Annotated in this window: 6 protein-coding genes; 1 reads left to right on the top strand and 5 read right to left on the bottom strand. The window is 43.6% G+C overall.

The window, feature by feature from the left end; translation table 11 throughout:
• The coding region (locus tag CRENPOLYSF2_RS18840; protein ID WP_176371104.1) for a hypothetical protein at positions 1 to 2,073 on the top strand (2,073 nt) is incomplete at its 5' end.
• A 576-nt stretch (positions 2,074 to 2,649) separates the two neighbouring features.
• Here CRENPOLYSF2_RS18840 and CRENPOLYSF2_RS10795 read toward each other — a convergent pair.
• The 5 genes from CRENPOLYSF2_RS10795 to CRENPOLYSF2_RS19365 form a co-directional block, all read right to left on the bottom strand.
• Entirely contained in the window at positions 2,650 to 3,411 is a 762-nt protein-coding gene (locus CRENPOLYSF2_RS10795; protein ID WP_087143957.1) for a hypothetical protein, read from the bottom strand.
• Positions 3,412 to 3,630: 219 nt separating this feature from the next.
• Positions 3,631 to 4,548: a hypothetical protein gene (locus tag CRENPOLYSF2_RS10790; RefSeq protein WP_176371103.1), complete on the bottom strand. Its 918-nt coding sequence runs from the start codon at positions 4,546 to 4,548 to the stop codon at positions 3,631 to 3,633.
• A gap of 10 nt (positions 4,549 to 4,558) precedes the next feature.
• On the bottom strand, positions 4,559 to 4,813 hold the full coding sequence (locus tag CRENPOLYSF2_RS10785) for a hypothetical protein (RefSeq protein ID WP_087143956.1): 255 nt from the start codon (positions 4,811 to 4,813) through the stop codon (positions 4,559 to 4,561).
• Between the two features lie 59 nt (positions 4,814 to 4,872).
• Complete coding sequence (locus CRENPOLYSF2_RS10780) at positions 4,873 to 5,073, bottom strand: hypothetical protein (protein ID WP_087143955.1); 201 nt, start codon at positions 5,071 to 5,073, stop codon at positions 4,873 to 4,875.
• 140 nt (positions 5,074 to 5,213) lie between these two features.
• On the bottom strand, positions 5,214 to 5,342 hold the full coding sequence (locus tag CRENPOLYSF2_RS19365) for a hypothetical protein (protein WP_272867704.1): 129 nt from the start codon (positions 5,340 to 5,342) through the stop codon (positions 5,214 to 5,216).
• Positions 5,343 to 6,000 lie beyond the last annotated feature (658 nt).

Here is a 6,000-nt window from a genome sequence, read left to right as displayed (position 1 = left end):
ACCTCCGCGATTGTAATCAGCGTCAGTGACGGCAAGGGCGGTACGGCCAGTCTCGCCGCTTTTGATTTGACGGTAGCGCAGGTAAATGGCCAAATACCGGATTTGGTTCACTACAGCTTTACTGGTCAAGAAACCAAGGTTCTGCCTGGGAAAAGCAGTGATTGTAACGGCACGATAGCCAGTAGCGACCAAATTGGCCGTTTGGCACTGATGGCGTTGTTTTACCAAAATGCTTGTTACACCGATGGCCGTTACAACCATAATAATTACGGTGTGGAGCGTGGGGTGATGTCCAATAGTGCCAACTCAACGCAATTTGAGGCGTATAGGATCGCTGAACCAACCAGTAAGGCCACACAATTTTTGGCTTCTGAGCATGTGATTTATTATCAATTTCCAACCAAAGAAGACTACAGTGTCTATCAATTGGCAGGGGATGCAGTCAGCTTGGTTAAGCAGGTGTCCGCAGTAGATATCAGTATTACCAGCGCACCCGTTAAGGTAGCAACCCTAACCGTGAGCAAAATTAAGGGTACCGTCACTTATGTGTTTGTACCTAAAAGCCAACGGGTCAGTTCCTTCACTGAACTGGGCACCGGCATTGAAGGCGCACGCGTCAACAGTACGGCATTAGGAGACGTAATCAAGTACCGTTACACAGTCAGTGGCCGGCCTTTTGACACCAAATTGGATTTCAATAACGGCCCCAGCACACACAGCAACGTGTACAGCCGGACCCGCCAGTTTTTCTTGGTAACCAACAGCAATGGCCAGCGCGGTGTTGTGTGGCAAGATAAGGATGATGCCTCAATTCAAGTTACTTGGTTGGGTAGCAACCTAAAAACCCAGCAAACACTGGATTTGCCTTTTAGCACCGATACTGATTTGGTGGCGGCAACAGCCGATAATCTGGGCAACTTGTATTACCTGACATTACAAAAAGGCAGCGGCGTGAACGGCAGTGGTGATATCGCCCGTGTTGCTACGTTATTCAAGACCAATGCCGCAGGCCAAGAATTGCTTAGAAAAACCTTGGACACCACGACCGCCGGTCTGAATATAGTCTCGTTTGGTGATGGTAATGTAGCCAGTTTGCAGCATGTCAACGGAACTTTGGGCTTGATTATTGGCCGGCAAATGCACCGTTCCAGCGATGGATTAAACCATCAAGGCGCTATTGCGGTGGTTTTTGATGCCAACACCTTGTCTGTCACCAAAAATTGGGGGCAAACATCGGGGCATTCATTTGAAAGCGTATTAGCCACCAATGCGCAGAACGAGTTTGTCGGCATTGATTTGGGCGACAATTACCCGCGCGGGGTCAACCTGCATAAATTTACCCAAAGCACCAAACGCTCGCGGGTGGTTTATACCTTTAAAACCCAACACGGTACCACGGCGACCAGCCCTGCTGGTGCTACATACCCAGTGTATCCAGAAATCAGCAATGCCACCACAACCTATTACAAGTGGTCTAATGACAACCGTACCTATACCGAGTTGGGCGGGGTTACTGAAGGCAGCAACGGTTACAGTGTCGTCTTTTCAGGTGAGAACACTGCGGACGGCAGGGCCTTGGACAATGCTAGGGTTGGTAACTATCTCAATGACGCCCGCAATATTGGCTTGGTGCAAGTGCGTAAGGACTTTGAAAATGCCACCGGTTCCGGCGCTGTTATTAGCGATGATTTAGTGAAAACCATGGGTGCGGCCGAAACCGGTGGTTTTTATACATTTGGCGGCGGATGGTCTGAGCAAAGGAACAGAGGAATTGTCTGGTTGACGGCGTACCAGGACAAAAGCCAAGAAAATGTTTCCCGCTTGCGGACGGTAAAGCTTGCTGATGGCAATTTGCTGTTACTGTGGGAAAAATGGACTCCGGATGCGTATGTCAACACCTATGCGATAAAAGTGGATGAAGCGGGTAACGCCTTAAGCCAAGCCATTGCACTAGGCAGCTATGCGCGTATAAATCGGCGTGATGATGTGTGGCAATTCGATAACCAAATTTATTGGGTGTCGGGTGATTCGGTGGATAAGAAGTTGGAGCTGATGGTGCTACAGCTAAAATAACCTGAGGTGGGTAAGGGATAACGGGATTGCGCCCGTTATCCCTCCCACACCACCGGACATGCGGTTTTCCGCATCCGGCGGATTCCTGCGCCTGATCCCGTTGCAAAATTAATGGCACAAACAAATCCCAAGGCCGAAAGCGTGCATTGTGTGTCATCAATGTTAAATACTGGGTATAAGCTGTTGCCGTAATCAAACTGTCCAAAGACGTAATCGGTTGACCCTTCTTTTCAACATTCGCTATCATCACGCTCCACAACAGCCTAATCCAGTATGACGACACAGCAGGTAGCCCATATGAAGTGCATGGCATGCTGGGACTTTCGTGTCACGACACTCCCGCATTGCGCGTTGTTTCATGGCGGCTGCTTGCTGAGCTGTAGCAATCGTTCAGCAGCCAGTAAGGAATGAAAATTAATTAACTTGAACAACTACCCAATTTGAGGGGTGGCACAATAATTCCACTTTGGAAGCAAGCTGTCAAAAATGGCTACTAACTTTAAACGGGACAATTACAACTGTAGGGTGGGCACCGCGCTTGGCTTCCCCCTTTGAAAAAGGGGGAATTATTCTTTTTTACTGATTTTGATGTGTGTTTTGTGATTTATTGGATTTAGAAAAAAACCACATCTGATAAATGCTCAGAAAAATCTGCAACCCCATAGACAATCCCATTAACGCGCCACTGAAAATAACTACGTAAGCAAAAGATGAAACTTGTTTGGTAACAAACCACGATAATACATCTAACAACATAGCAGCAAACGGAATCACTACCGCGACACGTTTGATATACACATTGATATCACACAACAAAAAGACTTTACCAATAAAAAATAGAATAAAAGCAATACCAAATAAATGGATATGTGATACGCGCACCAGTGTGGGTATCGTTGCGCCGCCTGCATGAGCTACCACCGATACCGTTTTGTACTGTGTTAAATCAGGTAAAGATGGATTAACGTTAGGCGTGTGGCAAACAATGCAATCCCGATTTAATATGGGAGCGATTTTTTCATCGTAACCCGCTTCTTCAGCGCCTTGTTGTATCCATTGCAAGATGACATCTTGATCACTTTTAAATTTTAAATTGGGTGCCATAATGCCTTTAATAGCCGTCCCTAGACGCGTTTGATTACTTGAACCATGATAACTAATCACCACGTCTTCAAGTGATAATCCCGCTTTGCCATCTAATCCTTGATGGGTGTAATACATATTGGCCAACGCCATCAGATAACCAAGGCCTATGGTGAGTAAAAATACGGTATTTAAAATACGTTCGCTAACGGAAATATCACGAAAGCGTCGATAGCGTTCAGGCGGGGTGTTCATGCTAATCCTTAAGGTAAGTATTTTTATTGTGTGATGCTAGTATTGTTTACAAGAGATATGAAAGCTATCGTAACGGTATCTTATGGATACAGTAGCATCAATTAGTATTGTTTTAAACGGAGATTTTAGTACTAAAAACGAGAGCGTTTCAGTGAAGGGTATTATGAGTTAAAAAGCCGCATGACCACCTAATAAGTGACCATACGGCAGTAGGATTAATTAGAACGCTAGCCAGCCATTTAACATAAACGTATTATTGTCATGAGAATAGGTACTGGTACCATTGGCTTGTGTGTAACCAATATATTGCAAGCTGGTACGTAAATTTAACCACGGATTTAAATACGAGGTGGATTTACCAAACGGTACATAAACCAGTTCAGCGGTAAAATATTCACTGTTAGGGTGTGAACCATCAATAGGTGAGCCGTTTATTTTGTTATAGCCAAAGGTAACGCCATAGGTTTGATCAAACGTATACGCGGCATTCATCTTATACGTAGCCAGGTACGTGTTTTGATCGCTTGGCAGCGCACCATCGGCATTTAATTTTTGATCTTCATAAATGTACGTGGTTTTCGCTTCGAAGATATGTTTAGGATTGGCCATGTACTGATAGGTGGCATCAAACGCTAAATCGGTAAATTGGTTAGTGCCTTTGCTGCAATCGCGATGCGGGCAGACATCTGCCATCATACCGTAATGACCCAGGGCAAAAAAGTGGCCTTTCCAATCATGTTGCAAGGCAACTCGCCAATAGGGCGCGGGGCCATCCAGTGAATTTCTATCGCCTACACCAATGCCAAAGCCACGTTGTAGGGTATCGGAAAATGAACCATACGCACCGGCTTCCAGATATAACAGGTTATCAATCATCGTGTAAACGGTCGCACCACCTACTTGCGAATCCAATCCGCCATCAATCAGAGCGCCAGCACCAACACCCGGTTGCATGCCGCTGCCAGTATACGGAAAGCCCCATGCGATGGTGTTCCATAAGTCTTGTACGGTTGGGGTATTATTTAATGACACACCGTAAGTCAATTGATGTTCGCCAATACCCAGATTGTCAGCAAACCGAATGTCGGTTTTATCCATTTCTAGGATGTCTTCAAAACCATTATACAGCGTTTTCACAGTTCAATAGTTACAGCGTAACCGTTCGCACTGAGCTTGTCGAAGTGTGCCGTTCATGCTTCGACAAGCTCAGCACGAACGGTGGCTGTAACTGTCCTAAGTTGAAAACGCTGTAAGTACCTTGAATAAATGCGCCTACTTTGCCATAGACTTTTCCTGCATAAAACAAGGAAGCTTCATCAAAAGTGAAGTTATTGTTGGCATCAAAACCTGCCGGTATGTCAGTTGCGTCTTTATTGGTATTGGTAAACGAGCCGGTAATCATGGCACTGATGGGGGGTAACTTGGCATTAATGCCTTTACCGCCGCTTATGGTATAGCCACCTAATTTAAAATCACGACCAAACGGCGTAAGGTTAGGGCCAAATGATTGGGTGTGACACTGACTACACGAAGCACCGGTTTGTCTGGAAAACTGGGCATGGCATTAACTTTTGTACTCATCAATGTAGCACCGAATGTCACAATGATTAATGATGCGAGTGAGAAAGCTGCGCCGTACTGTTGTTTGGTGAATATTCGCATAGGTTTTCCTTGCTTTTAATTGTAATGGTGAGAGGGTTGGGATTTTTAGTAATCCCGCATTAACGGTTATAACAAATATCTCTAAGAGAAGATTAATATCATCAACGTTAATATTGGCAATAAGGCTTTAAATAATGACGCTAGAGAGCTAGTAATCCAAGTTTACTGAAAATAAAGTTAATCAAATGTAAACTAAAAAAAGACAAAGGCACTGCTGAAATAATGAGTAATGCAGTAAAGCCTAAAGCCATGTAAATATCTTTTTTCATAGGATGTCTCCGGTATAAGGTTTTAGCGTAGTAATATGGGTTTTAGCCATAAAACTACTTATTCTTGTATGGCAAGATGACAGAGAAAAGTTTATAACTATCTTTAATCATCTAATAGTTGGCAATTGCTAATATTTTAAGTATCTGGCTAAGCATTTAATAGAGTGTAGTTATATGATGTTAAGTTTAGTCCAAGTCCTCAAAAATAATGCTTAGTGGATAATAAATCATGAAGTCAGAGGATTATGCAGCGATCTTGCTGAAAATAAAATTAAGCAGTTGTAGTCCTAGCAAAGATAGTGAAATTGCTTAAACAATGCGTAATGTGGTAAATCCTGCGACTAGGTATAAGTCTTTTCTCATGGTTAACTCTCCGTGTGTTGGGTTGGTATGATGACTCAAAAAACAAAGCCACTGATGCTGACATATAAGCAAAAATCACGCCTACCTTTAGGATTCTGATTTTAAATGTAATTTACACTATCACTATTTATTAAAGCATACCATTTTTGCAGTGACTGCAAAAATGGTATGGTTTTCATTAAGATTAAAAGTAAGCTGGAATTTTTTTGCACACCAGCGTTAATACCAAGCTTATGTTAGCACTGCGTGTCGTAAGGGATAATGGTAACTGGAAAAACTATTGGAGTAATTTTTA

Source organism: Crenothrix polyspora, from assembly GCF_900163755.1.
Lineage (GTDB): Bacteria > Pseudomonadota > Gammaproteobacteria > Methylococcales > Methylomonadaceae > Crenothrix > Crenothrix polyspora.
The sequence above is the reverse complement of the archived record's forward strand: the minus strand, read 5'-3'. Positions and strand labels throughout refer to the sequence as shown.

Excerpts from the sequence above, each read along its gene's own strand:
- CRENPOLYSF2_RS10780 (WP_087143955.1), bottom strand. The coding sequence starts at position 5,073 with ATGCGAATATTCACCAAACAACAGTACGGCGCAGCTTTCTCACTCGCA.
- CRENPOLYSF2_RS19365 (WP_272867704.1), bottom strand. The coding sequence starts at position 5,342 with ATGAAAAAAGATATTTACATGGCTTTAGGCTTTACTGCATTACTCATT.
- CRENPOLYSF2_RS10795 (WP_087143957.1), bottom strand. The coding sequence starts at position 3,411 with ATGAACACCCCGCCTGAACGCTATCGACGCTTTCGTGATATTTCCGTT.
- CRENPOLYSF2_RS10785 (WP_087143956.1), bottom strand. The coding sequence starts at position 4,813 with ATGATTACCGGCTCGTTTACCAATACCAATAAAGACGCAACTGACATA.